The 24,893-nt window shown below is 37.3% G+C and carries 23 protein-coding genes; 22 read left to right on the top strand and 1 reads right to left on the bottom strand.

What is annotated here, in order from left to right; translation table 11 throughout:
* Positions 1-4: 4 nt before the first annotated feature.
* The gene (locus EO766_RS05100) at positions 5-847 is read right to left on the bottom strand and encodes an N-acetylglucosamine kinase (protein WP_081301292.1); all 843 of its coding nucleotides are present in this window, start codon (positions 845-847) and stop codon (positions 5-7) included.
* 102 nt (positions 848-949) lie between these two features.
* Between EO766_RS05100 and EO766_RS05105 the strand changes: the two genes are divergently transcribed.
* The 22 genes from EO766_RS05105 to EO766_RS05210 all read left to right on the top strand — a co-directional run bounded on the left by EO766_RS05105 (position 950) and on the right by EO766_RS05210 (position 24,891).
* A complete protein-coding gene (locus EO766_RS05105) occupies positions 950-2,530 on the top strand; it encodes a S41 family peptidase (RefSeq protein WP_074420103.1) in 1,581 nt (526 codons plus the stop codon).
* Between the two features lie 355 nt (positions 2,531-2,885).
* Positions 2,886-3,797 carry a dihydrodipicolinate synthase family protein gene (locus EO766_RS05110; RefSeq protein WP_228733123.1) on the top strand — a complete coding sequence of 304 codons (912 nt, stop codon included), beginning with the start codon at positions 2,886-2,888 and terminating at the stop codon, positions 3,795-3,797.
* 54 nt (positions 3,798-3,851) lie between these two features.
* A complete protein-coding gene (locus EO766_RS05115) occupies positions 3,852-5,327 on the top strand; it encodes an aldehyde dehydrogenase (NADP(+)) (protein WP_218330686.1) in 1,476 nt (491 codons plus the stop codon).
* Positions 5,328-5,436: 109 nt separating this feature from the next.
* Positions 5,437-6,438 carry a 4-hydroxyproline epimerase gene (locus EO766_RS05120; protein WP_074420104.1) on the top strand — a complete coding sequence of 334 codons (1,002 nt, stop codon included), beginning with the start codon at positions 5,437-5,439 and terminating at the stop codon, positions 6,436-6,438.
* Positions 6,439-6,456: 18 nt separating this feature from the next.
* Complete coding sequence (locus EO766_RS05125; RefSeq protein ID WP_074420105.1) at positions 6,457-7,707, top strand: NAD(P)/FAD-dependent oxidoreductase; 1,251 nt, start codon at positions 6,457-6,459, stop codon at positions 7,705-7,707.
* Positions 7,708-7,983: 276 nt separating this feature from the next.
* The gene (locus tag EO766_RS05130) at positions 7,984-8,721 is read left to right on the top strand and encodes a phosphoadenylyl-sulfate reductase (RefSeq protein WP_074420106.1); all 738 of its coding nucleotides are present in this window, start codon (positions 7,984-7,986) and stop codon (positions 8,719-8,721) included.
* Between the two features lie 20 nt (positions 8,722-8,741).
* Positions 8,742-9,650, top strand: a complete 909-nt coding sequence (gene cysD / locus EO766_RS05135) for a sulfate adenylyltransferase subunit CysD (RefSeq protein WP_074420107.1) — start codon at positions 8,742-8,744, stop codon at positions 9,648-9,650.
* Between the two features lie 20 nt (positions 9,651-9,670).
* Positions 9,671-10,912: a sulfate adenylyltransferase subunit 1 gene (locus EO766_RS05140; protein ID WP_074420108.1), complete on the top strand. Its 1,242-nt coding sequence runs from the start codon at positions 9,671-9,673 to the stop codon at positions 10,910-10,912.
* Between the two features lie 60 nt (positions 10,913-10,972).
* Positions 10,973-11,821, top strand: a complete 849-nt coding sequence (locus tag EO766_RS05145; RefSeq protein WP_228733122.1) for a serine O-acetyltransferase — start codon at positions 10,973-10,975, stop codon at positions 11,819-11,821.
* A gap of 16 nt (positions 11,822-11,837) precedes the next feature.
* Positions 11,838-12,749, top strand: a complete 912-nt coding sequence (gene cysK / locus EO766_RS05150; protein WP_074420110.1) for a cysteine synthase A — start codon at positions 11,838-11,840, stop codon at positions 12,747-12,749.
* A 69-nt stretch (positions 12,750-12,818) separates the two neighbouring features.
* A complete protein-coding gene (gene cobA, locus EO766_RS05155; RefSeq protein ID WP_074420111.1) occupies positions 12,819-13,673 on the top strand; it encodes a uroporphyrinogen-III C-methyltransferase in 855 nt (284 codons plus the stop codon).
* A complete protein-coding gene (locus EO766_RS05160) occupies positions 13,657-15,351 on the top strand; it encodes a diflavin oxidoreductase (RefSeq protein ID WP_074420112.1) in 1,695 nt (564 codons plus the stop codon). Before cobA ends, EO766_RS05160 begins: the two co-directional genes overlap by 17 nt.
* Before the next feature lie 24 nt (positions 15,352-15,375).
* Positions 15,376-17,046: an NADPH-dependent assimilatory sulfite reductase hemoprotein subunit gene (locus EO766_RS05165; protein ID WP_074420113.1), complete on the top strand. Its 1,671-nt coding sequence runs from the start codon at positions 15,376-15,378 to the stop codon at positions 17,044-17,046.
* A 77-nt stretch (positions 17,047-17,123) separates the two neighbouring features.
* Positions 17,124-17,768: a DUF2490 domain-containing protein gene (locus tag EO766_RS05170; RefSeq protein ID WP_074420114.1), complete on the top strand. Its 645-nt coding sequence runs from the start codon at positions 17,124-17,126 to the stop codon at positions 17,766-17,768.
* The gene (locus tag EO766_RS05175) at positions 17,765-19,327 is read left to right on the top strand and encodes a TSUP family transporter (RefSeq protein WP_074420115.1); all 1,563 of its coding nucleotides are present in this window, start codon (positions 17,765-17,767) and stop codon (positions 19,325-19,327) included. Before EO766_RS05170 ends, EO766_RS05175 begins: the two co-directional genes overlap by 4 nt.
* Before the next feature lie 109 nt (positions 19,328-19,436).
* The gene (locus EO766_RS05180) at positions 19,437-19,868 is read left to right on the top strand and encodes an RrF2 family transcriptional regulator (RefSeq protein WP_074420116.1); all 432 of its coding nucleotides are present in this window, start codon (positions 19,437-19,439) and stop codon (positions 19,866-19,868) included.
* Between the two features lie 44 nt (positions 19,869-19,912).
* Positions 19,913-22,093, top strand: coding sequence for a cbb3-type cytochrome c oxidase subunit I (locus tag EO766_RS05185; RefSeq protein WP_074420973.1), 2,181 nt, complete (start codon positions 19,913-19,915; stop codon positions 22,091-22,093).
* Between the two features lie 20 nt (positions 22,094-22,113).
* A complete protein-coding gene (locus EO766_RS05190) occupies positions 22,114-23,142 on the top strand; it encodes a cbb3-type cytochrome c oxidase subunit II (protein WP_074420513.1) in 1,029 nt (342 codons plus the stop codon).
* Between the two features lie 19 nt (positions 23,143-23,161).
* The gene (locus EO766_RS05195; protein WP_074419708.1) at positions 23,162-23,434 is read left to right on the top strand and encodes a hypothetical protein; all 273 of its coding nucleotides are present in this window, start codon (positions 23,162-23,164) and stop codon (positions 23,432-23,434) included.
* Between the two features lie 76 nt (positions 23,435-23,510).
* A complete protein-coding gene (locus tag EO766_RS05200; RefSeq protein WP_074417769.1) occupies positions 23,511-23,918 on the top strand; it encodes a cytochrome C in 408 nt (135 codons plus the stop codon).
* 57 nt (positions 23,919-23,975) lie between these two features.
* The gene (locus tag EO766_RS05205; protein WP_074419709.1) at positions 23,976-24,371 is read left to right on the top strand and encodes a group III truncated hemoglobin; all 396 of its coding nucleotides are present in this window, start codon (positions 23,976-23,978) and stop codon (positions 24,369-24,371) included.
* Positions 24,372-24,429: 58 nt separating this feature from the next.
* Complete coding sequence (locus EO766_RS05210; protein WP_074417771.1) at positions 24,430-24,891, top strand: hypothetical protein; 462 nt, start codon at positions 24,430-24,432, stop codon at positions 24,889-24,891.
* Positions 24,892-24,893 lie beyond the last annotated feature (2 nt).

The following is a 24,893-nucleotide window of genomic DNA, read 5'->3' on the forward strand; positions in this document are numbered from 1 at the left end:
TTAATTATCGGTGGTATTCAATCAGCCCCTGCATTGGCTTTTGCAGTATTTTGCCAATTTGTATTTCATAAACCTGGCAAAGTTCCTGCAAAATATCGCTAAATCCAAATGCAACACTGCCAATAAAATTAATAGGATATTCCCAAATTTCTTTGTATTTTAATAAATGCTGATAAAAAAAATCATTCAATCCATCCTCTATAATATTTTCAATCATATAATGGCCGCGGTTTTCTGCAAGAAATAAAGCAAACCCGGCTAAATAACGATTGGCCAAAGGTTGTTGGTATACATTTTCTAAAATTTCTTTTGGTGTTAAGGCATATTTTTGGTTAAAACGATCCATTAGGTCGGCATCAAATGTTTGGTATAAATAATATTGAATTACCTTTTTGCCCAAATAAGCGCCACTGCCTTCATCACCTAAAATATATCCTATACCCGGACTGTTCTTGATAATTTTTTTGCCATTAAAATAACAGGAGTTTGAGCCGGTACCCAAAATGCAGGCAATTCCTTTTTCATGGCCACACAATGCTCTGGCGGCAGCCAGAATGTCGGTATTTATTTCAATAGCAGCCTGTTTAAACAGGGTTTTTAATACTGCCCGCATCATTTTAACATGATTTATATTGCTTAAACCTGTGCCATAAAAATAAATTTCATCAATTGCCTGTGCTTGTTTTAGATGGGGTAAAACTTCTGTTTGTATAATTTTAATCATGGTGCCTTTGGACAGAAAATACGGACTTAGCCCCTGTGTTGTAAAAACTGTTTTTTTGCGAGGTTGAATCAGGCACCATTCGCATTTGGTAGCGCCATTGTCTGCAATCAATTTAATAGCCATAACAAATTGTTTTTTACGGTAGTGTTGAACAATGAATCAGTCATTTCAACATTAATACGGATATTCGCAATCTTGAATTAAGATACAAAGAAGCATCATATTATGTCAGGAAAAAAATTAAGTATTTGGTTGCCATTGTTATTATCCATTATTTTAGTAATAGGTATGGTACTCGGTTATCAGCTAAATGTTACCACCTCATCCGGAAGTTTTTTGCACAATGGTAACCCTTCTTCTGTACAGGAAGTAATAGATTTAATTAATAACAAATACGTTGATGCCATTCGTCCGGATAGTTTTAAACAAGTGGTGATTGAACAATCGCTGGCCAATTTGGATCCTCATTCCATTTATATTCCTCCTAAAGATGTGAAAGAAGTAAATGAAGAATTGATGGGCAATTTTCAGGGAATTGGCGTTGAATTTCAAATTTTCAATGATACCATTAATGTGGTAAACGTTGTTCCGAATGGACCGGCTGCTCAGGCAGGTATTGCAGTAGGAGATGCATTATTAAAAGCCAACGATTCTATTGGGTTAGTAGGAAATATGAATCCAGATAGCATCAAAAATAAATTGCGTGGTCCAGCTGGTTCATTAGTAAAAATTACATTGTTGCGCAACGGTCAATTGAAAAATATTACGGTAAAACGCGGAAGCATACTGGTACCTTCAGTTGAAGTGGCTTACATGGTTACACCTGAAATTGGATATCTTAAAATTAACCGTTTCGGCGAGCGTACTTTTGAAGAGTTTATGCAAAAATTAGAAAGTTTGCAAAAGCAGGGAATGAAAAAATTAATTCTTGATTTACGTGGTAATGGAGGCGGAATATTAACGGAAGCTACTGCTATTGCCGATCAGTTTTTGGATGATGAAAAATTAATCGTATATACCGAAGGTGCCCATTCTCCCAGAATAGATTACCGCTGTAAAAGAGACGGTATTTTTGAAAAAAATCCATTGGTGGTTTTGGTGAATGAAACCACAGCTTCGGCCAGTGAGGTATTATCTGGTGCTTTGCAAGACTGGAACCGCGCTACCATTATTGGACGCAGAACTTTTGGTAAAGGATTGGTGCAACAGCAATTTCAACTAAGTAACGGAGGGGCACTTCGGTTAACTGTAGCACGTTATTACACCCCGCTGGGAAGAAATATTCAGAAGCCTTATAATAAAGGCAAAGAAGCTTATGAAGATGAACTTATTAACCGCTTTCATGATGGCGAATTGCTAAAATTAGATTCTTCTAAATTAAAAGGACCCGCCTACAAAACACCCAATGGGCATTTGGTTTATGGCGGCGGTGGAATTACCCCTGATATTTTTGTTCCGTATGATACTACTTTGTTACGTTCTTCGCTGAATAAAATTTTTTCAAAAAACACCATCAACTGGTTTGTATATAAGTTTTATCTAAGGAATAGAAGTTATTTTGATAATTTTAAAACTATTCGTGCATTTGAACAGGCTTTTCAATTGAACAATGCCCAGTGGAGTGAACTGGAAACCTATCTTAAATCAGATACACTGAAGATGCCTCAATCCGACATTGCAAAAAAAGAACTGGCTTTACGCATCAGGGCTTTAATGGCACGTCAGCTTTTTGGCTCTGCCGGTTATTATGAAATTATGAATGCAAATGATGAAACCTTTGAAAAAGCAGTACAACAAATGCAATAGTTTTTTAACGAATTCGTTTTTGAGAGAATAAATTTGATTAGATTGCTTTGCCTGATTGAAAAAAAAGTATTTACTGAGTGAAAAAAATTTATATTTTAAGAAAAAATAAATTGATTATAGACCCTTTTAACTTAAGAAAAATAACAAAACGCGGTTTAAAAATTATCAGATAAAGTTTGGTATGAAGGCTTAGATGACTGGACGCCGGTAGCAGAACTATCGCATTTGGCGGCATGTATTGTTGCAACCGGCAATCGGAATGATTTATCGTTTTTTCAACGGGTATTTTCCTTTTTAAAATAATTGTTCTGAACTGTGTTTTCAATTCCTTTAGTTCCTTAGCTTTATAAAAAAAATGATGGCAGTAACAGAATGGAAAGGAATTTTTCCTGCACTAACTACTCCTTTTACCGCTAATGATACGATTGATGTGGCGTTGTTTTCCAAAAACATTCATGTGCAATTAGCTGCCGGCGTAAATGGTTTAATTGTTGGCGGGTCATTAGGTGAGGCGGCAGTGCTAACTTTGGATGAAAAGCAAATTTTATTGCAAACTGCAGCGGCTGTAAGCAACCGAACCGTTCCGGTATTATTGAACATTGCAGCGGCAACTATAAATGAAGCGATTCAACAAGTTGAGCTTGGTACAAAAAATTTTGTTAGTGGTTTTATGTTGTTGCCCCCTATGCGTTATAAAAGCGATGAAAGGGAAACAATTTATTTTTTAAAGACCGTTGCAGAGGCTACTTCATTGCCAATAATGCTATACAATAATCCGGTTGACTATGGTACAGAAATTACCATCGAAATATTGGAAGCGCTGGAACCAATAGCCAATATTGTGGCTATTAAAGAATCTACCCGAAACGTTACAAACGTATCAAGGCTGAAAAATCATTTCGGTAACCGGTTCTCCATATTGTGCGGTGTAGATACCATTGCTGCAGAATGTTTTATGATGGGTGCCGATGGATGGGTTGCCGGATTGGTGAACGCATTTCCGAAAGAAACGGTTGCATTATATCAATTAGTGAAAGCAAAACGATATGATGAAGCGGTTGCACTACATCGCTGGTTTTTACCTTTGCTGGAATTAGACATTCATCCTAAATTAGTGCAATATATTAAACTGGCGCAAATGGTAACTGGTTTAGGTAGTACCTATGTTCGGGCACCACGTTTGGTACCTGAAGGTGCAGAATATGAGCAACTGCTGCAATTAATTCATCATGCCATTGCCACGCATCCGGGATTGCCCAAATTTTAAAATGCAGGCGTTGGCAAAAAATGGCCAATTCTAATCCATTCAAATTACAGAACTATGTTAACCAATTCCATTCATGAAGTGTTAGAAAATGCTGCTGCAGCTATGCAGGCTTTGAAACAATACGTACCAGAGCAGAAAGCTGTTTTTCTTCGATCTGTTGCAACAGAAATAGATGCACTTGGTGATGCTTTATTGCAACAGGCCGCAACAGAAACCAATTTATCTATTGAGCGTTTACGTGGCGAACGTGCCCGAACCACTGGTCAATTGAATCTGTTTGCAGATATGTTGATGGAAGGAAGTTGGGTGGAAGCGGTAATTGATACAGCCCTACCAAACAGAACTCCGCCAAAGCCAGATTTGCGCAGAATGTTGTTTTCTATTGGCCCCATTGTTGTTTTTGGTGCCAGTAATTTTCCATTTGCCTATTCCACAGCCGGTGGCGATACGGCCAGTGCACTGGCAGCGGGTTGCCCGGTAATTGTAAAAGCACATCCTGCACACCCGGCCACTTCACAAATGGTATTTCAGGCCATACAAACGGCCATACAAAAAAACAATATGCCCTTGTATACCGTACAACATGTAACGGATAGTTCATTTGAAGCCGGAAAGGCATTGGTGCAACATCCGCTAACGGCAGGTGTTGGTTTCACCGGTTCACTAAGTGGAGGCCGGGCTTTGTATAATTATGCCGTTGAGCGCGAAAAGCCCATTCCAGTTTTTGCAGAAATGGGTAGCATTAATCCGGTACTGTTATTGCCTGATGCCATGAAAGAAAAAACTGCTGCTATTGCAAAAGAATATGCAGCTTCTATTGTTTTGGGAATGGGACAGTTTTGTACCAATCCAGGTTTAATACTTTGTATTAAAAATGAACAGCTTACTATTTTTTTACAGGAATTAAGTCGTCAAATTGAAGCCTCTATACCTGCAGCCATGTTGCACGAGGGTATTCATCAGGCTTATTTTACCAAAATGAAAAATGCATTATTACAAAAAGGGGTAATGCTGTTACAGCAGAGCAAAACTGCATTGCACCCAATGGATGCTTTGCCTACCGTTGCAGTGGTTGATGCTACCGTTTTTTTAAACAATCCATTATTAAAAGAAGAAGTGTTTGGGCCATATTCATTGGTAGTGCAATGTTCAGATATACAGGAATTATTGGGTGTTTGGAAAACAGTAAGCGGACAACTCACTACTTCCATCATGGGTACCGAAAATGATTTTGTGGATTTTCCTGAAATTGCACTGATTGCCACTGAAATTGCTGGAAGAATTGTTTTCAATGGTGTACCAACCGGTGTTGAAGTATGTCCGGCAATGGTACATGGGGGGCCATATCCTGCCTGTACCGACAGTCGTTTCACTGCTGTTGGTATTCATGCTGTAAAACGATGGGTAAGGCCAGTGGCTTTTCAAAATGCGCCGGAATCATTATTACCGGCTGAATTAAAGAACAGTAATCCATACAAAATTTGGCGCATGGTCAATAATCAGCTTACCAAAGAGGCTATAGTTTCTTAACTGTGTGCTTATATTCATGGTGTTATTTTTTTATTGATTTGGATACATGGAATTTGCAAAAATTTTCCTTTTCGGTATTTAATATTAATAACAGCAGCTCCTTCTATATATGAAAAAAACATTTTTTTGTATTGATGCGCATACTTGCGGCAATCCGGTACGGTTAGTAGCCGGAGGTGGCCCTGTTTTGCAGGGAAAAAATATGAGCGAAAAACGACAGCATTTTTTGCAGGAATTTGATTGGATTAGAAAGGGTTTGATGTTTGAGCCCCGTGGACATGATATGATGAGCGGCAGTATTTTATATCCACCCCATCATCCCGAAAATGATATGGCTGTGCTGTTTATTGAAACCAGTGGCTGTTTGCCCATGTGCGGCCATGGTACCATTGGCACTGTTACCATTGCCATTCAGGAGGGATTAATTGTTCCCAAACATCCTGGGCATTTGCGTTTGGAAACGCCGGCAGGAATTGTGCCAATTGAATATACAGAAGAAAACCCAAAAGTTACCCATGTTAAATTGACTAACGTACCCTCATTTCTGGCCGCTGAAGATATAGCAATTGAATGTGATGGGTTGGGAAGTTTATTGGTAGATGTTGCCTACGGAGGAAATTTCTATGCAATTATTGATGTGCAGCAAAACTTCAAAGGGTTAGAAAATTATACTGCTGATCAATTAATTTATTTTGCCCGTTCCATCAAAAAAGCGGTGAATGCGCAACACCATTTTGTACATCCGGGAAATGAAACCATTAAAGGCTGCGGCCATGTGTTATTTACAGGTGCAGTATTGAATCATGATTCAACAGCCCGTAATGCAGTTGTATATGGCGAAAAGGCCATTGACCGCAGCCCTTGTGGTACCGGTACTTCTGCAAGAATGGCACAATGGTACACCAAAGGGTTATTAAAAAAGGGTGATATTTTTGTGCATGAAAGTATAATCGGCTCCATATTCAAGGGTACTATTGAAGAAGAGCTGATGATAGGGGGCAAACCTGCTATCAGGCCGGGTATTGAAGGCTGGGCAAAAGTATACGGCTATAATACCATTCAAATTGATACAGATGATGATCCTTATGCATTGGGTTTTCAGGTTTTGTAATTTTAAATAAAAGCAACCATGAAAGTAATTGTAATTGGCGGTGGAATTATTGGGTTAAGTAGTGCTTATTTTCTGCACCAAACGGGACATGAAGTAACGGTAATTGACCAAACTGATATGTTGAACAATTGCTCTTATGGCAATGCAGGTTATGTTTGCCCCAGTCATTTTATTCCATTGGCAACACCTGGTGTGGTAAAACAAGGCCTGCGTTGGATGTTGAATGATACCAGTCCGTTTTATGTACAACCCCGTTTCAGTAAATCGCTCATTGAATGGGGTTGGCAATTTATGCGAAGTGCTACACCGGAGAAGGTTGAAAAAGCTGCCGTTCCATTGCGTGATATTGCTTTATTCAGCCAGCATATCTACGAAACCTTAGCAGCACAACCCAATTTTCATTTCTCTTATGAACACAAAGGTCTGTTAGAAATTTTTCAAACCGAAAAAGGAGCTGACCACGCAAAACATACCGTTGAGAAAGCACATCAATTGGGCTTAATAGATACGGAATTGTTGGATTATAGTGCATTACAGGCCAAAGAGCCACAAACAAAAATCAATGCACTCGGCGCTATTTATTTTAAGTGCGATGCACATTTGTATCCCAATAAACTTATGGCGCAATTACTGCAATATTTAAAAAATAGCGGAGTAGCATTGTTGATAAATGAAGCAGTAAAGGGTTTTCATACGGAACATCAACAAATAAAATCAATTGTAACTGCAAAAGCAACATATGAAGCCGATGCATATGTTTTGGCAACCGGTTCCTGGAGCCGTGAATTGGCGGCACAATTGCGTTTTTCAATTCCATTGATGCCGGGTAGGGGATATTCTGTAACGCTTGAAAATTCGCCTTACCATATTAATTATCCCGCAATTCTATTAGAAGGCAGGGCGGCATTAACACCAATGGACAGCAATAAAATTCGTTTTGGTGGTACCATGGAAATTACCACAACCTCAACACCACCTAAAATAAAACGTGTTGCCGGTTTGTTACAGGCAGTACAACGCTTTTATCCTTATTTTAAGATTCCTGTGCCACCCGTTGAGCAGATTTGGTATGGTTTCAGGCCTTGTTCTGCCGATGGGTTGCCTTATATAGGCAGGCCCAAACAATGGAAAAATTTGGTGGTTGCAACCGGTCATTCTATGTTGGGGCTCAGTTTGGGTGCCGGAACCGGTAAATTGGTAACTGAAATCATCAATGAACAAAAATCATCCATTGCGCTGGATGCATTCCGGGTAAATCGGTTCGATTAATACTGCATTTTTAAGTTTTTACTACAATGTTTCAAATATTTTATTATTGCATAACATTTGTTTTTATTGAGTTTCAACTCACTGAGAGCCTGGTTAATAAATTTTTAATCTTCAATTTAATAATCTATAAAAATGGTAGACTATATTTGCCTACTAAATTAGTAGACTAATAATTTCAATTCATGAATAAATACCCTTTCAATATGTGCAATTGTTGTTGTTGAAGCAGAAGCCGCAGCCGCATTTTATTTCAATTCAATCAAACAATTGCAAATCATGGAATCAGTAAAAATATCACCCAACCTTCAACATTTTCAAACGCAACTTCAGGGATTATCAGAATTGGAAGCACTGCAATTTTTGGCAGCTCAATTTCCGGGTAAAGTTGTTTTTTCAACCAGTTTTAGTATAGAAGATCAGGCCATTACTTATTGGATTCTAAAACATCAACTGGATATTAAAATATTTACCTTAGATACAGGAAGGCTATTTCCTGAAACCTATTCCGTTTGGGAAAGAACAAAAGAAAAGTACAATGCGCAAATAACCGCTTATTATCCTGAGGCAAACACATTGCAAAACTTTGTAACCCAAAAGGGTCCCAATGCTTTTTATGCTTCGGTCGAAAACCGAAAACAATGTTGTTTCATCCGCAAAGTGGAACCCTTACAAAAGGCATTGCTGGGTAATGCAGTATGGATTACCGGTTTGCGTGCCGAACATTCGCCCGATAGAAAAGATTTACCCATCTTGGAATGGGACAGCAGTAATGCAATGATTAAATTTCATCCCATTTTACATTGGTCAACTGAAACAGTCAAAACTTTCATTCAGCAACACGATGTTCCGTATAATCCTTTGCATGACAGGGGCTTTGTAAGTATTGGTTGTGCACCTTGTACCAGAGCTGTACAACCTGATGAAGATTTTAGAGCCGGAAGATGGTGGTGGGAGGATGCCACAAAAAAAGAATGTGGTTTGCACGTACATGCTGACAATACTGTTCATCGTTAGAAAATTTTAAAGTAGTTGTTATGGAAAAATATCATTTAGATCATTTAGACCAATTAGAATCGGAAGCTATTCATATTTTTAGGGAAGTTGCCGGTCAGTTCGAGAAACCGGTATTATTATTTAGTGGGGGGAAGGATTCCATTACTTTAGTTCACCTGGCTTTAAGAGCATTCAGGCCGGGCAATTTTCCCTTTCCTTTATTACATATTGATACCGGACATAATTTTCCGGAAGTATTACAATTTAGAGATGCATTGGTGCATGAAATAGGTGAGCAATTAATTGTTAGAAAGGTGGAAGATACCATGCGTTCTAAAAATTTACCTGAACCTAAAGGAAAATTTGCCAGCAGAAATGCATTGCAAACCTTTACACTTTTAGATGCTATTGAAGAATTTAAGTTTGATGCATGTATTGGCGGTGCACGCCGCGATGAAGAAAAAGCACGTGCCAAAGAAAGAATTTTTTCTGTGCGGGATGAATTTGGGCAGTGGGATCCCAAACTGCAACGTCCCGAGTTATGGAATATCTACAATGGTAAAATTCATAAAGGTGAAAATGTTCGGGTATTTCCCATTAGCAATTGGACAGAGTTAGATATCTGGAATTATATAAAGCGGCATCAGATAGCATTGCCTTCTATCTATTTTGCACATCAGCGTGAAGTAATTGAGTATGAAGGACAATTGGTTGCAGTTTCACCCTTTATTCAAATTGCAGAAGATGATTGTATCACAACAAAGCAAGTACGTTATAGAACAGTTGGAGATATGTCATGTACTGCCGCAATTGAATCAACTGCCACCAATATTGATGATATTATTGCAGAAATTATTGCCACCAAAACCAGTGAACGTGGTGAAACCAGAATTGATGATAAGGTTTCTGAAGCTGCAATGGAAGACCGGAAAAAAAATGGATATTTTTAATAATATAATAAAAATAATTTATGGATATTCTGAGATTTATTACTGCAGGTAGTGTGGATGATGGTAAAAGTACATTAATTGGTCGATTGTTATATGATAGTAAATCTATTATGATTGATCATTTAACTGCCATTCAGCAACAAACCAAACACAAAGCATTGGGTGAGATTGATTTGGCATTATTGACAGATGGATTAAGAGCAGAAAGAGAGCAAGGTATTACCATTGATGTGGCGTATAAATATTTTTCAACACCTGCAAGAAAGTTCATTATTGCAGATGCACCCGGCCATGTGCAGTATACCCGCAACATGGTTACAGGGGCATCGAATGCGAATTTGATTATCATTCTCATTGATGCTCGTAATGGGGTAGTAGAGCAAACCAAACGTCATTCCATCATTGCTGCATTGTTAAAAATTCCGCATGTCATTATTGCCATTAATAAAATGGATATGGTGGATTATTCAGAAGATACCTTCAATAACATTGTAATAGATTATGCCGCAGTAGCTGAGTCATTAGGATTAAACAATATTACTTATTTACCTATCAGTGCCTTGAATGGCGATAATATTGTTGAAAAATCAGAATTATTAAGCTGGTATGATGGGCCGTCTTTATTATCACTTTTAGAAAATATCTCCATTCATCAGGATGTAAATTTGAACATAACCCGCTTTCCTGTTCAATATGTTATACGGCCACAAAGCCCTGAATGGCACGACTATCGCGGTTATGCAGGCAAATTAATTAGTGGAGTACTCAAGCAGGGTGATGCCGTAACGGTGCTTCCGGAAGGACTCACCACCACCATCGATTATATTGAACACAATGGTACAAAAGTGAACGAAGCTTTTGCACCACAAAGTATTGTGTTACATTTGAAAGACGATATTGATGTAAGCAGAGGAAATTTGATTGTTCCTTCACATCAGTTACCAACTGTTTCTAAAGAAATTACAACTTTAATTTGCTGGATGGATGCAAAACCATTGCAAAAAGGAAACCGTTATTGGCTTCAGATAAACAGTACAATGGTAAAATGTATGGTTTGCGAAATACAGTATGCTTTAGATGTAAATACATTGGAACAAAAAAACAATGTATCATACATTGGACTGAACGAAATTGCTAAAATTGTTCTGAAAACAGCATCACCACTGGCTTTTGATAGTTATAACACACTTAGCGCAAATGGAGGTGCTATATTAATTGATGAAGCAACCAATGTTACAGTAGGTGCCTGTATGTTACAGTAAAAAGGAAAATACAGACGAATCTATTACAAAAATGTTGTAGGAAACTTTATTGAAAACCAGATGTTGTATACAATTATGGATGAAACATTATTTTTAGAAAAGTTATATCTGCGCAACGACAAATGTTTTCAGGTTTTTCCCGATAAAGCAGCAACCGAAAGTTTTGTATCTGATTTATTTCAATTATTGTTCATTCCAAAAAATAATGGAGAGGGTGGATTGTTGGCGATACAACGCGATTATGCAGATTTAAGGGTACGCTTTCAAAGTATGATTAAAGGATTTATTCAGGAAGAATTGCCAGCAGATGCAATTATTTACCGCTTTTTTGAACAATTGCCGAATGTGTATGATGCATTATTAGAAGATGCACATGCCATTTTACAATCGGATCCCGCTGCACAAACGTTGGAAGAAGTATTAGTAGCCTATCCCGGTTTTTTTGCTACAGCAGTTTACCGTTTTTCGCATGTATTATGGCATTTGAATTTAAAGATTTTAGGAAGAATGTTTACAGAGTACGCCCATAGTAAAACCGGAATTGATATTCATCCCGGTGCACAAATTGGCCATGCTTTTTCCATTGACCATGGTACCGGTGTGGTAATTGGCGAAACCAGTGTGCTGGGTAATCATGTTAAATTATATCAAGGGGTTACGCTTGGTGCGTTAAGTGTTGATAAAAAAGATGCTGCCACCAAAAGGCATCCTACTATTGAAGATAATGTTGTGATATATTCTGGTGCAACCATTTTAGGTGGTGATACCATTATTGGCCATGATAGTATTATAGGTGGCAATGTTTGGTTAACCTATAGTGTAGAGCCATATTCGGTAGTGTATCACAAAAGTGAAATTAAAGTAAGAGACAATAATCCATTTCCCGAACCACTCAATTTTGTAATTTAAATTAATACATCATATCATGAAGGCAGACAATATATTAGCAACTATTGGAAATACACCACATGTTCAGTTAAAAAAAATTTTTGGAACCCGACATCAGGTATGGATGAAATTGGAAAGAATGAATCCGGGTGGAAGTATTAAAGACCGGATTGCATTGGCTATGATTGAAGATGCAGAAAAAAAAGGATTACTGCATCCAGATAGTATTATCGTGGAACCTACTTCCGGCAATACAGGTATTGGTCTTGCTATGGTTGCTGCTGTAAAAGGATACAAAGTTATTTTAGTAATGCCCGAAAGCATGAGTGTTGAGCGCCGGAAATTAATGGCATTATACGGAGCCGAATTTGTGTTGACGCCTCGTGAAAAAGGCATGAAGGGGGCTATAGAAAAAGCGAACGAAATGGTATATGATAATCATAATGCCTGGATGCCCCAGCAATTCGATAATCAGGCGAATACGAAAATTCACCATCAAACTACTGCACATGAAATTGTGGCTGATTTTCCGGATGGAATTGATTATTTGATAACGGGTGTAGGTACTGGTGGACATATTACCGGTGTTGCAGAAGTTTTGAAAGAAAAATGGCCCTCCATCAAAATTTTTGCTGTTGAACCTGAATTATCACCTGTCATCAGTGGTGGTGCACCGGGGCCACATCCTTTACAAGGGCTTGGTGCAGGTTTTATTCCATCTATTCTGAATGTTAAATTATTAGATGGTGCCATTAAAGTAAGTAAAGATGATGCTTTTCATTATACGCAAAAATTGGCAAAGAAAGAAGGTATATTGGCAGGTATTTCTACAGGTGCATCATTAGCAGCCATTGCACAACAACTATCTGACATTCCGGAAAATAATGTAATCCTTACTTTTAATTACGATACAGGCGAACGTTATTTATCTGTTGAAGGATTGTTTTAAAAACATTTTTATCTCTAATCTTATTAGAGATAATTTTTTGATATTTTATCCTACTAAAAAAGTAGACTAATGAAAACTACATACAAAGGAAAAGTAATCATCATTGGTGCAGGACCGGGAGATCCAGACTTAGTTACTATAAAAGCGGTTCAATTTTTACAACAGGCCAATGTGGTATTGGTAGACAGGTTGGTAAGTGAAGCCATACTGGAACGTTATGTAAATCCACATGCAACCATCATCCCGGTAGGTAAGCAATGCCGATATGGCTTATCCACTTCGCAGGAAACCATCAATGCTTTGCTAGTGCAGTATGCAACTTCACAACCATTGGTGGTTCGATTAAAAGGAGGAGATGTGTCTTTCTTTTCGAATGTATTAGATGAGTTGGAAATTTTGAAAAAATATTCCATCCCTTTTGAAATTGTTCCGGGTATTACAGCCGCTTCGGGTGCTGCGGCTTATGCAGGTATTCCATTAACAGCTCGTAATTATGCCACTGCAGTCCGCTTTTTGACTTACTATAAAACAAATTTAATTCCTGATTCCTATTGGCACGATTTGGCCAAAACAGATGATACTTTGGTTTGGTATATGTCATCTGAAACTTTAGAACCTTTAATTGAACATTTACGGCAGTCTGGTATTGATGAACATAAATGGATATCCGTTATTGAACAGGCAACTACCCCTATGCAGCAGGTGTATAGTGCTCCTGTTCGTAATTTTTTATTGCAATTTGGTTCCATGCAATTTCTTTCCCCTTCATTGGTAATTATTGGGAAAGTGGCATCATTAAGCCATCAATTCAATTGGGTTAAAAGTAGTAATCCACAACATGAGCTTTATTTTCCATCCGTTACCGGCACTGCCGAATCTTATTTACATCATGAATTAATGCAACCTTATGTTAGCCGCACCTAAACTGAAAACAATTATCGATCTGGTTCAAAGTTCCAGTAAAGAAGAGCTTATATGGATAAACGGATATATTGCCGGAATTATTCAACAGGATACAACAGAAGTGGCCACTTTACCTGCTACAAACGTTAAGCCTAAATTAACCATTGTGTATGGAACCGAAACCGGTAATGCCAAACAATTGGCCACACAGTTTGCTTCGCTGGCTAAACAAAAAAAATGTTTGGTTAAATTAATTGGATTGGATCAATATACACCTAAAGATCTTGAAAAAGAATCTCTATTGGTAGTAGTTATTAGCACTCAGGGCGATGGAGAGCCACCTGCTGCTGCACTTTCATTTTATGAATATTTGCATCAAATACAAATTAACTTAAATCATTTGCAATATGCAGTGCTTGGTTTGGGTGATAGCAGCTATCCTTTGTTTTGTAAAACGGGTGAAGATGTGGATATGCAATTGAATAGGTTAGGCGCAAAAAGAATTCATGAACTGGCTAAATGTGATGTGGATTATGAAGCGGATGCCAATAACTGGTTTAATGGGCTCATTGAAAAATTGCTAACCAACAATTTTCCAGCATCTAATAATGCAGCATCTAAAAACGTTGCAATTGTATCCAAAACAGCAAAACAAACTTATAGCGGACTGATTGATAAAAAAATAGTATTGAACGATAAAGGTTCTTGTAAACAAACATTTCATATTGAAATTGCGGCAGATTCAGTTGATTATCAGCCGGGAGATTCCATTGGTGTTTATCCTGAAAATCCTGCTCATGTTGTGGATGAAATTTTACACTTACTTCAGGTACATCCGGAAAAAAAATTTTTATATAAAGATGAGTCCTATGCTATCGATACATTGTTGAGCAAAAAATTAAATATTTTGAACTTATCTGAAAAGATAATAAAAAAATATGCAGCATTAACTGAGCAGGATATTCCTGGAACCAGAATGGATTTATTGGATCTATTAAAAATTTATCCATTAAAAACTCAATCTCAATTAGAACCATTCATAGCATTATTGCAGGCGCAATCGCCCAGATTGTATACCATTGCTTCTTCCCCTATTGCAAATGAAAATGCCATTCATTTAACCATAAATCTGGAAAGATTTTATATAAATGAGGCTGAAAAAAATGGTTTGTGCTCACATTATTTATCTGAAATGCCCCTCCAATCACCCATTCATTTTTTTGTGCAAAAAAACAAACGCTTCAAATTGCCACAGGATGATGTGCCCATAATAATGATAGCGCATGGAACAGGTATTGCACCTTTTCGTTCTTTTCTTTTGCAACGCGATAATGCAGGTGCAGAAGGAAAAAACTGGTTAATTTTTGAAGAAGACAATTTCACTACTGACTTTTTATATCAAACCGAAATTCAAGATTGGTATGCAACAGGGCATATACATCAGTTACATCTTTGCTTCCAACATAATGTAATGCAACCTGCAACATTAGTAGAAAAGTTACAGCATCATGCAGCCACTTTTATGCAATGGATAGAACAGGGTGCCTATGTTTTTGTAAGTGGAGAAAAAGATTTTACAGGTGCAAAACTAGATCAGGCAATTATTGACATGATTGCAACTTCAGGAAAATATTCAAATGCAGTTGCTTTTTTTCAACAGCTAAAAAATGAAGGCAGGTTTGTAAAGGAAGTATACTAATTTTTAAAAAACAAAATTGTTTGTATGTCAGATAATATTAAACTTTCCAATATCGAAAAAATTAAAATGGCAAGTCGCGGATTACGTGGTACCCTTGCTGAAAGCTTGCAGGATGAACATACGGGTGCCATTCGGGAAGATGATCAGGCCCTCATCAAATTTCATGGAATGTATCAACAGGATGATCGGGACAGAAGAGAAGAACGCGCCGAAAAAAAATTGGAACGTTTGTATACATTCATGGTTCGTTTGCGATTAACGGGTGGTTTTATGTTGCCACAGCAATGGGTGGCCATACATCATGCCGCCGGTACGTATAGTACCGGTGTTATAAAAATAACCAGCAGGCAAACCATACAATTGCACGGTATTATTAAAGCCAATATTAAACCAACATTGCAGGCATTTCATCATGCTGACTTAACAACCATTGCCACTTGTGGAGATATTAACAGGAATGTATTGTGCAGTGCACATCCTGCTTATTCACCTGTGCATGAACAAGTATTTGCCATTGCAGATAAAATCTGCGCCAGGTTGCTTCCTAAAACCAAAGGATATGCAGAGATATGGCTGGATGATCAAATAATATATGAACCGGAAGCAGAAAAGGATGATTTGTACCAAGACAGATACTTGCCCCGTAAGTTTAAAATTGCCATTGCAATTCCACCGAATAATGATGTGGATGTTTTTGCAAATGATATTGGTTTAATTGCGATTATTGAAAATAATGTGCTTATAGGATTTAATATAGCCATTGGAGGCGGTCTGGCATCTACACATGGTAATTCAGATACTTATCCGAGATTAGCAACGGTGATTGGATTTGTGCAGGGCGAGGAAAATGTTTTAAAAACAGTTTATGCTGTGGCAGCCATACAACGCGATTATGGTAACAGGGCTGACAGAAAATTTGCACGTTTAAAATATACCGTTGATAAATATGGTATAGATTGGTTTAAAAAGGAAATTGAAGCCAGAAGCGGATATACATTTGAAACCGAAAAACCCTATCAATTTGTAGAAAGAGCCGATCAGTTAGGATGGCATCAAAACCACGTTGGTAAATGGTATTATACTGTTTTTATTGAAAATGGCAGAATTACAGATACCCCCCACGTTCAATTAAAAACTGCTTTATTAAAAATTGCACAGGCAGGTATTGCAAATTTTCGGTTTACCTGTAATCAAAATGTAATTATCAGCGATATTGCCCCCCAACATCAGTCAAAAGTTGCATCTATCTTAACTGAATATGGTATTATCACTCAAAATGAGTCTACTTCACCTGTCAGGCAACGGTCAATGGCTTGTGTAGCATTTCCTACCTGCCCTTTAGCTCTGGCAGAAGCACAACGCTATTTACCCAATTTGTTAACTAAAATTGAATTGCTGTTAAAAAAATACGAATTAGAGCAAGAAGCGATTATTATTAGAATGACCGGTTGCCCCAATGGTTGTGCCCGTTCATATGCAGCTGAAATTGGTTTGATAGGCACTGCATACGGTAAATACAACTTATATCTTGGTGGCGATTATGAAGGATACAGACTCAATAAACTATATCGTGAAAATTTAGAAGAAGCAACCATTCTTGTAACTTTAGATAACTGCTTTCGGCAATTTAAATTGAATCGAAAATCAGGTGAACGTTTTGGTGATTTTGCGAATAATTATTTTTTTAATACCTAAAATTTTTTGCTTTGATCAGGCAAATCATATATACTATCTCATTTTCAGGTTTTTTTTGCAGTGTTGCAGCACAATCTGTGAATACAAGTACTTCCGCTGTTTGGGCCGGTTATTTTTTTTCAGTACCCGTTTCTGAAAAATGGAAAATTTCCGGCGATATGCAGTTGCGCTCCAAATACGGGTTTTCGCAATTATCGCAAATGCTCATACGATCTGGGATTGCCTATTCAATCACACCGACATGGACAATTACAACCGGGGCTGCCTATTTTAAATCTGCCGGTCAGTTACATCTTGAAAATATTTATTTAGATGAATATAGATTATGGCAGGAAAATGCTTTTCAAATTCCAATCAATCACTTCACCCTCACGAACAGAACTCGTTTGGAAGAAAGATGGTTACAAAAAAAAGCTGTAGATGGCACACAATCTTTTGTTTATGCCAGCAGATTGCGAAATAAAATGGCAGTTGCATTTCCTGTTTCACCAATTTATGTTGTAGAAATCGGTACTGAATGTATGTTGGTTGCCAATAAAACCAATGTTGTGGATGTGTTGAGAATTTTTTCAGGTATTTATTATATGCATCATAAAACATTGAGCTGTCAATTGCAATATATGTACCAATGCCAATATAAATCTGTCGGTGCGTTGGATTATAGAGATAACCAACATATTATTCGATTCAATATTTATCACGAATTCCATTCAAAGCCATGAATGCCAATATTATACAACCGTATTTAGAGGTAGTTCCTGCAAATGCAAACAGTACTGAGCAGAACAATTTGTTTCCCGTATTTTTCAAATTAGAAACAATGGCTGTATTGATAGTAGGTGGTGGAAATATTGCCATGGAAAAACTGCAAAGTATTGTACAAAATGCCCCTGCTACACCTATTACAATTGTAGCTATCGAAATTAAACCGGCAATTTATGCAATTGCTGCAGTTAATACGCATATTACTATTGTACAACAGAAATATGAACCTTCTTTCTTAAAAAATCAACAATTGGTGTTTGTTGCAGTAAATAATATTGAGTTGGCTGCGACCATTCGGGCAGATGCGCATGCAATGAATTTGTTGGTGAATGTAGCTGATAAACCTGCACTATGTGATTTTTATCTGAGTTCAGTGGTGCAAAAAGGTAATTTAAAAATTGCCATTTCAACCAATGGTAAATCGCCTACCATTGCAAAACGATTAAAAGAACTATTGTATGTAATAATACCGGATGACGTAGATGCCTTGCTGTATAATATGCAACACATTAGAAATCAATTGACTGGAAATTTTGCTGATAAGGTAAAGCACCTCAATCAGCTTACACAAACATTGGTTGCAAAAAATATGCAATTGAACGATATAAAATTGCAGACCCCCAGGGAAAAAAAATGGCAACAAATTGTAAAATGGTGTTTGTTTGCTTTTGTATGCATGATCTTTGGTCATACCATTCTTTCTTTAATCCCTGCATTTAGCTGGCGTGCCGGGTTGAACAGTTTTATAGAATTGATGGATTGGCCAGTATTTACGATAATGTTGTTGACAGGTTTTATTGCACAATTGGTTGATGGTTCTTTGGGGATGGGCTATGGAACCATTTCCACTACAATTTTATTAGCCAATGGTGTTAATCCTGCTATTGTAAGCAGCAGGGTGCATGCTGCCAGAGTTTTTTCAAGTGGGGTATCAGGTTATCAGCACCATCGGTTTGGTAACATTAATAAAAAATTGTTTAAAAGTTTAGTGGTGCCGGGCATGTTTGGTGCTGTATTGGGAGCCACATTGGCAAGTATGATGCAGCAATATGCTTTTTATATCAAAATTCCATTATCATTTTACACTTTATTTCTGGGATATCATATAATACGCAAGGCATTTGCTGCACAACGTAATGGCAATAAAGTAAACCGTGCCGGTTGGCTGGCGGGTATTGGCGGATTTACCGATGCTTTTGCCGGCGGTGGTTGGGGAACTTTGGTAACCAGTACATTAATTTCAAAACGTAAAAATCCGCGTTATGTAATTGGTTCGGTTTGTTTGGCTGAATTTTTTGTTGTATTTGCCAGCGCACTTACTTTTTTTATTGTATTAAAACATATTCCATTGTTTGATGTAGCCGGTTTAATTATTGGTGGTGTTTTGGCAGCACCTGTAGCCGCAAAATTGGCCGGGAGGTTGCCTGTCAAAAAAATGTATGTAGCGGTTGGTATAATGGTCATGATAACCAGTATTATCACACTATGGAAGGCATTACATTTCTTTTTTGTTTAGCTTTTTTTAAAAACATCTGATTGTTGAAAAAAGAAATTTTTATTAATAAAAGATAAAAAACTCCTTTATTTCTAATTTTATATTATTTTTGTGCCCACAAACCATGAATATGTTTTCAAAAACATGTGAATACGCTATCCGGGCAATTTTATATATTGCACAAAAGTCTAAACACGGCATAAAGGTGAGTATTAAAGATATTGCTAAAGGCATTGGCTCTCCGGAATATTTTTTAGGGAAAATATTGCAAGACTTGAGCAGAAAGGGTTTAATACAATCTTTAAAAGGCCCAACTGGCGGGTTTTATTTAGATGAAAGTAATTTGCAATATACACTAGCCGATGTAGTGAAAGCAATAGATGGCGATAAAATTTTTAACGGATGCGGATTGGGTTTAAAACAATGTTCTGAAAAATCGCCATGTCCTATTCATAACGATTTTAAGAAAATACGCGCTGAAATTTTTGAGTTATTGCAACGTGCCAGACTGGGTGAGTTTAATGAATTGTTGGAAAAAAAGCTGGCCGTTTTAAAAAGATAATTTTTTTGCTTTAATAAAAGATAAAAACCTCTTAATATATTTTTATGTTTAAAAAATTTAGCCTTCTTCTAATTGGTGCAATATTGCTGTTGGTTGCTTTTCCTTTGAACCATGTATTTGCACAGGATGGTATACCCAGTTCATTTAGTTTTCAATCCATTACAGGAATCATGCTCATCATTATTACATTGTTAATTCTGATATTACTGGCAGCCTTTGTACTTCAGTTAAAAGTAAAGGAAATGAATAAAGAACAACTTCAGTCTGATCAGGAAAATATTGAACAAAACATATCCACTTATATCAGTCGGTTTACAGCTGAGCAGATTGATCAATATTTTTTATGGAAGCAAAAAAGAAAGCGTAACAATCATCAAAATGGAAATAGTGGGGTGGGTACTGCAGGAAAGATGTTTTTGTTCTTAGTGTTTCTGTTTTTTGCACAACAATTATTGGCGCAGGACCCGGCTCAAACTGTAACCGGAGAGGCCGGAATTGTCATCACCACAATTCTAATTTTAACACCCATTTTATTGGGGATTATTATTATGATTGTAAAAGTGATGAATGTTTTAAAGCGATATCGAAATAATTTAAAAATTACAGAAGCTGAAAAACTGGCGGAGTATCTGCAGCAAAAAGATGATGTGAATTTAGATGCAGCATTGATGCAAAGAAAAGCTGCTTTAGATTTTTCACTTCATAATAATGAATTATCAGGCAATGCCCCGCCGTTAGATAAACGTGGATTGATACAAACTGATCCTGATCAGACTGAATTGCCAATTGCCGCAGCAAAGAAACGTGCTTTGAAACGCCCTAATATTGACCCTGCTTTATCTAAATTGGTATTATGGTATATTGGTTGTGCCGCTTTTTGGCTAATTTTTGGAACAACAATAGGGGAGTACATCGGAATAAAATTTGTAGCACCAGATGCAGATCATATCAGTTGGTTAAGTTTCGGGCGTTTAAGACCTGTTCACACCAATTCGGTATTTTGGGGATGGGCTTCTTTAGGTATGTTGGGTTTAGGATACTATATTGTTCCAAAAGTGAGTAATGCACCATTAGCCAGTTTTAAAAAAGGATGGTATACGCTCTATTTTATTAATGCTGCAGTTATTTTAGGTTCACTCTGTTTAATGGCTGGCATTAATAATGCCGGTGGCGAGTATCGTGAATATATTTGGCCGGTAATGGCATTGTTCGGAATAGGATTGGTGTTAACCCTCATTAATTTTTTACAAACTATTGCCAGGCGCACCACCAAAGAAATTTATATTTCTAACTGGTACATTGTTTCCGCTATTATGTTTGGGTTGGTCATTGCAATGGTTGCATATCTTCCTTTTTGGCAGGATGCATTAGGCGAAACCATCATACAAGGTTATTATATGCACCAGGGCGTGGGTATGTGGTTTATGCTGTTTACTTTAGGTATTGTGTATTATTTTTTGCCACAACAACTGAATAGACCCATCTATTCTTATAGCCTTGGTATATTGGCTTTTTGGACTCAGATTTTATTTTATACGTTAATTGGCACACACCATTTTGTTTTCAGTGCTATACCCTGGTGGTTGCAAACTGTTGCTATAGTGGGTAGTGCAGGTATGGCCATTCCGGTAATTGCAGGTACCACCAACTTTTTAATGACATTTAAAAGAGCATGGTATAAGGTATCTGATAGTTATACTTTGCCTTTCTTTCTGGTAGGCATCATCTTTTATTTTTCGGGTTCTATGCAGGGAACGGCCGAGGCTTTTCGTTCTTCTAACCTAATCTGGCATTTTACCGATTTTACTGTTGCACATTCACATTTAACCATGTATGGTATCATTTCTTTTTTTCTTTGGGCTGGTATTTATGCAGTTGTACCGCGACTAACAGGAAAAGAGGCGCCACAGCTTACCATTGGTGCACATTTCTGGTTTGCTTTGGTGGGGTTATTATTTTATACCATACCATTAATGATTGGGGCTACATTAAAAGGGAATATGTGGATAGAAGGAAAACCATTTATTGATTCGGTAGTCATGATGGCGCCTTATTGGTTGTGGAGGGCTATTGGCGGAAGTTTAATGTGGTTTTCACATCTGCTGTTTGCGTACAACTTATATAAAATGTTTTCAGGAAATGTTGAATTGAATGTAACGGAGGTGGCCTTGGAAAAGTTAGTTGTAAACAATTCAAGTGAAAGTGGAGCACAAGCAATTATTTAATTTATTTATTCTATACAATTATGGAACTGTTTGATAATCATAAGAAATTATTTTCAGCTGCGGCTTTATTCTTTATTGGCCTTACAATATTGGTTGCTATTTTGCCGGCCTGGCGCAATCAATACAACAATGCCCCATTGCCTAATGCCACGCCGATGTCTGAAGATGCCATTAAAGGCAAAGAAGTATTTATTTCAAACGGATGTGTTGCCTGCCATACACAACAGGTACGAAACATTGCTATGGATAAAGTTTGGGGTGAACGCCCCAGCATTGCTGCTGATTATGCAGGAATACATCGCCAGAGTATTTGGGTAAATACTGCTACTTTAATGGGTACTGAACGAACCGGGCCCGATTTAACCAATATTGGCTTACGCCAGCCCAGCAAAGAATGGAATCTGGTGCATTTGTATAATCCAAGAATTGTAGTAAAAGAATCTGTAATGCCTGCTTATTCCTGGTTATTTGAAATAAAAGAACAACCCGCTAAAAATGATGTAGTGGTTAATGTTCCGGATGCTTTTTTATATGGTCGAAAAGGTAAGGTGGTAGCTACGCCCAAAGCTTTACAATTGGTGGCTTATCTCGAATCATTAAAACAGACTAAATTACCCGATGGAAGCCCTTCTCCCGATTTTTTATACAAGCAACAAGTGGCTGCATCTGAAGCAAAAACAGGTACCAGTACCGGCGCTACCGTATTGAATGGAGAAACCTTGTATACAGCCAATTGTCAAAGTTGCCATCAGGCTAACGGTGAGGGATTGCCCGGCGCTTTTCCTGCATTGAAGGGAAGTAAAGTAGTGCTGGATGATAATGCTGCCTTAATGGTCAATATTATTATGAATGGTTATACAGGAAGGGAAAAAGAGGGGTTTGGCCCAATGCCTGCAGTGGGTACTAATAATAATCTTTCTGCCGATGAAATTGCTGCCATCATGAATCATGAAAAAACAAGCTGGGGTAATAATGCCAAAACCGTAACTGCCGATGAGGTGAAAAAATTAGTGGATTTGGCAAAAGCTTCTGCTACTGAAAATAAGTAATAACCAAAATTTATTTGTTATGATAAAAAAAATATTTTTCGTTATTCTGCTTCTCCTCAATTTTACCGGTAAGGTATGGGCATGCGCTGCCTGTGAGGAACAGCAGTCCGCATTTTTAAAAGGAATTACTCATGGCCCGGGCCCGGATGGTAATTTGGATTATTTCATTGTAAGCATTGCTATGATAATTGTGTTGGCTACATTGTATTACTCGGTAAAATGGTTAATTAAACCGGGAGAAACCAATGCCAATCATATTAAACAAACGATATTTAAAAAAGATGGATTTTGAAACATTTGTAATTGTTGAAATTAAAAATGTTTAGTATCTATTGCAGCCAATTTATATCATTTTAAACGCATGATTCATGAAAGATAAAAGCACTATTACGGTATTCCTTGATGATGAAGTGCAGCCCATTGCAACTTTTGAATCGCCTGTACGGTTTGAACTGGATACCAGAAAACTGGTAGATGGGGATCACGTACTTCGTATTGTAAGTAAAGATCCTACAGGTAAGGAGGGTATACGAATTATGCCCTTTGTTGTACGGAATGGCCCCGCCATTGAAGTAGAAGGAATTAAGGAAAATGCTGTAGTAGATGGTATTTTACCCTTAATGATTAATGCCTATGGAAAAGGAAATCAAAAAGAATTTTTAATTGTGGGCAGCGAATCTCCCAAAAGTATACCATCATGGGTATGGGTAATCACCATCTCATTTATTGCCTGGGCAATATTTTATTTGGCACGTTACTTAACAATTCGGCAATAAACCGCATTAAAAAAATTACAATCATAAAAGATAAAAAGGCATTTTAATAACTACACAATGCACACCAAAAAAGACATAGTAACATTTCAGGATATTCAAGTTTTAGTAAATAGTTTTTACGATAAGGTTCAAAAAGATGAACTATTGGCACCCATTTTTAACAACGTTATTCAAAACCATTGGCCCGAACATTTAGAAAAGATGTATCGCTTTTGGGAAACAGTTCTGTTGGATGCAAATACTTATTTCGGTGCACCATTTTTACCGCATGCCAACCTGCCGGTGCAGCACGAACATTTTGAGCATTGGATAGCATTATTTATGGAAACTATTGATACTCATTTTGAAGGAATAAAAGCAGACGAAGCTAAATGGCGGGCAGGTAAAATGGCTGTTATGTTTGAAAGCAAGATCAATTATCTATCTAAAAACACATTAAAGCCTTTAATGTAATGTTTCAGAAGTGTATGCATTACACAAATTCGAGATTGAAACAGTTAAAATATTTAAAATGACTAAGTTAAATGATATAATGGTATCTGCTGCACTGATTTGGATTGGTTTTACCGGAGCCATCAGTTTTATGGAGGCCTGGATTAAATTTAAGGCGCCGGGGGTAACACTTCCTATTGGTTTAGGGATTGGACGATTGGTTTTTAGCGCACTTAATAAAGTGGAATGGGCGCTGGCTTTCATTATTGCCGTTGTATTCATTTATCAGTTCGTTGCAGTAAACGAAAACAATTTACATGCTATAATCGACCTGTGTTTCACTTTTGTTATTGTACTGGTTATTTTAGTTTTAGAAACTTTTTGGTTATTGCCAAAATTAGATAAAAGGGCTTCTGCTATTATTGCCGGAAATAGTTTACCCGCTTCATCACTTCATATTTATTTCATTGGTGCCGAATGCATTAAAATTGGTTTGTTGATTTATTTCTCCATTCAGGTTTTTCTTTTTAAACATCCATAATT

The sequence above is a fragment of the Hydrotalea sp. AMD genome, from assembly GCF_004100315.1.
In the GTDB taxonomy this organism is placed as follows: Bacteria; Bacteroidota; Bacteroidia; order Chitinophagales; family Chitinophagaceae; genus Hydrotalea; species Hydrotalea flava.

Coding starts and splice junctions, on each gene's coding strand:
- EO766_RS05125 (WP_074420105.1), top strand. CDS start 6,457: ATGAAAGTAATTGTAATTGGCGGTGGAATTATTGGGTTAAGTAGTGCT.
- EO766_RS05180 (WP_074420116.1), top strand. CDS start 19,437: ATGTTTTCAAAAACATGTGAATACGCTATCCGGGCAATTTTATATATT.
- EO766_RS05115 (WP_218330686.1), top strand. CDS start 3,852: ATGTTAACCAATTCCATTCATGAAGTGTTAGAAAATGCTGCTGCAGCT.
- EO766_RS05105 (WP_074420103.1), top strand. CDS start 950: ATGTCAGGAAAAAAATTAAGTATTTGGTTGCCATTGTTATTATCCATT.
- EO766_RS05130 (WP_074420106.1), top strand. CDS start 7,984: ATGGAATCAGTAAAAATATCACCCAACCTTCAACATTTTCAAACGCAA.
- cysD (WP_074420107.1), top strand. CDS start 8,742: ATGGAAAAATATCATTTAGATCATTTAGACCAATTAGAATCGGAAGCT.
- EO766_RS05140 (WP_074420108.1), top strand. CDS start 9,671: ATGGATATTCTGAGATTTATTACTGCAGGTAGTGTGGATGATGGTAAA.
- EO766_RS05165 (WP_074420113.1), top strand. CDS start 15,376: ATGTCAGATAATATTAAACTTTCCAATATCGAAAAAATTAAAATGGCA.
- EO766_RS05145 (WP_228733122.1), top strand. CDS start 10,973: ATGTTGTATACAATTATGGATGAAACATTATTTTTAGAAAAGTTATAT.
- EO766_RS05185 (WP_074420973.1), top strand. CDS start 19,913: ATGTTTAAAAAATTTAGCCTTCTTCTAATTGGTGCAATATTGCTGTTG.
- EO766_RS05160 (WP_074420112.1), top strand. CDS start 13,657: ATGTTAGCCGCACCTAAACTGAAAACAATTATCGATCTGGTTCAAAGT.
- EO766_RS05110 (WP_228733123.1), top strand. CDS start 2,886: ATGATGGCAGTAACAGAATGGAAAGGAATTTTTCCTGCACTAACTACT.
- EO766_RS05175 (WP_074420115.1), top strand. CDS start 17,765: ATGAATGCCAATATTATACAACCGTATTTAGAGGTAGTTCCTGCAAAT.
- EO766_RS05210 (WP_074417771.1), top strand. CDS start 24,430: ATGACTAAGTTAAATGATATAATGGTATCTGCTGCACTGATTTGGATT.
- cobA (WP_074420111.1), top strand. CDS start 12,819: ATGAAAACTACATACAAAGGAAAAGTAATCATCATTGGTGCAGGACCG.
- EO766_RS05190 (WP_074420513.1), top strand. CDS start 22,114: ATGGAACTGTTTGATAATCATAAGAAATTATTTTCAGCTGCGGCTTTA.
- EO766_RS05100 (WP_081301292.1), bottom strand. CDS start 847: ATGGCTATTAAATTGATTGCAGACAATGGCGCTACCAAATGCGAATGG.
- EO766_RS05200 (WP_074417769.1), top strand. CDS start 23,511: ATGAAAGATAAAAGCACTATTACGGTATTCCTTGATGATGAAGTGCAG.
- EO766_RS05195 (WP_074419708.1), top strand. CDS start 23,162: ATGATAAAAAAAATATTTTTCGTTATTCTGCTTCTCCTCAATTTTACC.
- EO766_RS05205 (WP_074419709.1), top strand. CDS start 23,976: ATGCACACCAAAAAAGACATAGTAACATTTCAGGATATTCAAGTTTTA.
- cysK (WP_074420110.1), top strand. CDS start 11,838: ATGAAGGCAGACAATATATTAGCAACTATTGGAAATACACCACATGTT.
- EO766_RS05120 (WP_074420104.1), top strand. CDS start 5,437: ATGAAAAAAACATTTTTTTGTATTGATGCGCATACTTGCGGCAATCCG.